This window comes from Gemmatimonadota bacterium (genome assembly GCA_021295815.1).
Lineage (GTDB): Bacteria > Gemmatimonadota > Gemmatimonadetes > Longimicrobiales > Gaopeijiaceae > JAGWBQ01.
Map to the genome: position 1 here is coordinate 27,504 of JAGWBQ010000024.1, position 2,504 is coordinate 30,007.

General features: G+C 61.6%; 2 protein-coding genes. Both read right to left on the bottom strand.

What is annotated here, in order from left to right:
* Positions 1-123: 123 nt before the first annotated feature.
* Positions 124-1,251 (bottom strand): hypothetical protein, encoded by a 1,128-nt coding sequence (locus J4G12_09495; GenBank protein ID MCE2456026.1) that lies wholly within the window; start codon positions 1,249-1,251, stop codon positions 124-126.
* A 178-nt stretch (positions 1,252-1,429) separates the two neighbouring features.
* A partial coding sequence (locus J4G12_09500; protein MCE2456027.1) for a hypothetical protein occupies positions 1,430-2,504 on the bottom strand: 1,075 nt, incomplete at its 5' end.

The window sequence follows — 2,504 nt, forward strand, 5'->3', positions numbered from 1 at the left end:
GCACCCAGCGTTCTCCTTGCCGGCAAGGTCTCGGATTCCGCGTCGATCTCGAACCGGGTCCCCGATGACCACGGCGGGTAAGCCATGACCACCGGGGTAGGTTGTCGGGAGGCGCCGTCCCGGCTAGCCTGCCCGACCCGGTTCGGCGTGTCTCTTGTCCGCAGCGGTTTCGGCCCCGCTGCGCCCGGTCTCCCCATCCAAGGAGGGCAGGATGCCCGGACAGGGATCTCCGCTTACATGGCGGAACGGGTGCAGAGAGACGCCGTCCGCATTGCTGTAGTAAATGATCCTGGTTTCTCTTCCGCCCACGATCCGTTCATCCGTGCTCCGACGGAAAACCAGAGCGCTGTCGGCGTACACGCGCATGAAAGCGTGCTGTCTGTCCCAACCTTCGGTGCGAACAACGGCATAGCACTCTCCGTCAGTCCTCACAATTGCACCCTGTACACGATCAGAAGTGGAGAGAAGGACGAGATTGCCATGGTCGTCGAGAGATAGGCCGTATGGTCCATAAGCATCGAACAATTCGCTTGGAACGGGAAGACTGCTCTCCCGGCCGTTCGAATATGCGACCAGAGAATCGAAATACGTAACCTCCGGCGGCTGAGACCGGTCTTCGTACAGCACGTAGGCCGCCTCCGACGCACAGTCTATGTCCGCAAATAACACGCGCCATTCTGTGTCCACCAGCTTGCGGGCATCTAGTTCAGTCGCAGCGTGATCGGGCAGCCTCCCGGGAACGAACCGCGGACCGATGCCCCGATCGCCCGTCGGCGCACGCGACAGGACGGCATTGTGGACCGGAACAGCAGGTTGTCCACCAAAATTGCAGACATCGGTGCTACCCGGGGCTTCCGGTTGCCAGAGGGAGATGAATTGCCCCGCCGTATCGAACTCGAGGGCTCGGTATTGCCCTTTGACGAAGATGCCCGCACCCGGTACCGCCGCGATGCCGCTCCAACCCTGCGGGATCTCCCCCGGACCCTCGCCCCGAGGAACGGGAATGGCCCGCACCCGTTCCCCGGTCTCCATCGAAAATACCATGACGGCATCGACGTCCTCAAGGTCCTGAACATAGAGAATGCCCAAGGTGCGGTCCAACGCCACGTAGTCGGAACCCGTATTGATTGCGCGCCATTCATCGTCAATGATCTGGCGACCGGAGCTGAAGTAGACTTCAACTACCTGCTGAGCCGAACCGGCGGCGGCGCCACCGATCAGAGCCCACGCGACCAGCAGCATCGGTTTCACGAGGGTAGGCATGGGTTAGCGTTGGGACTCTGCGGCCGTGATCCACGCCCCTCCCGGATCAGGCATTGGGGCGATTCGGTAAAAAGATCAGCAGCGCGGACACGACCATTGAGGAGACGGCGATCCTACGCACCGCCCGGAAAGCGGTCGTTTTCAACTTCAACCAGTAGTATTCCATTTATCGTGCCCTTGTTCCAGATGAGAATTCGTTTCGGGTTGTGGGGGTCGAACCTTCCGTGGGCAGCGGGATAGCCTGTGAGGCGCCATGCCTCCACCAGGTTTCCCGATGCGTCGTAGTGCTCGATCGATCGGTCCGCCTCCTCACTAGGAAGCCGTCCGGGAGGACCAGATAGTCACGCATGGTAATGACTGTAATGGGCACCGTCCCTAATTTGCCTAAGCTTACCGTGGGAGCCTGCTCGTGAACGCGTGCTAGGTCTTCGTGGACGCAGCGCTGGAGAACCATGCGGGGTTTGTCCGCCTTGAGGCTCCATACCGTCGACGGTCCGACAAAACCGACGAACGGCGGCTTGATGTCAATTACCGGGTACGCGGCTTCCTCTCCATGCGTTTCCGTCATGCCCAAGTCTCGGCGCGTCGCCACTTGCCCCAGTGTCTCCGCCTCGGGCGTGAAGACGTGCAAGTCTCCGTGTTTCCCAGCCACCAGGACGGTGCCATCGTCCCGCACCATCGCATGTTCCGGCTCGATCCCCTCCAGCCGATGTTCGTTTGGCCGTTCGCCCCCGAACAACAGGAACGACGGCGGCGCAGCGTCGACGACCAGCACCTCGCCGGTGGGCAGGCCCATCGCGGACACGGGTTTCCGGTACTCCAGCGGGCCATCCCCTTCGCGGCCCCAGCGTCGAAGCTCACGAAGCTCTTCGTCCAGCTCCACCACCTGTCTCTCGAACTCGTCGTAGATGAGCCAGCCCTCGGCTGTGCGCGTTGCGAACTCGGGGTAGAATTCGGAATTCGCAGCGACGATCCGTGCACCAAGCTCCGTCCGGTCCAATTGGCACTCGAATCTGTACTTATCAACAGGAAACGTCGTCTCAAAGGAGCCCGAAACCTGTGTCTGGGCCGTCCCGGCCGCTGCCGTCAGCAGCAGCCCGGCAGCGCCCGCGACGCCTCGTGCATACCTAGTCACCATCGTTTCCTCCGCCGTTGCCATCATCTTCTTCGTCCAATCCGAGAAACTCCACCAGGGGGAAGGGGGGGTGAAAAACCGCATGTCATCTCCCGGGCGTTCGGCC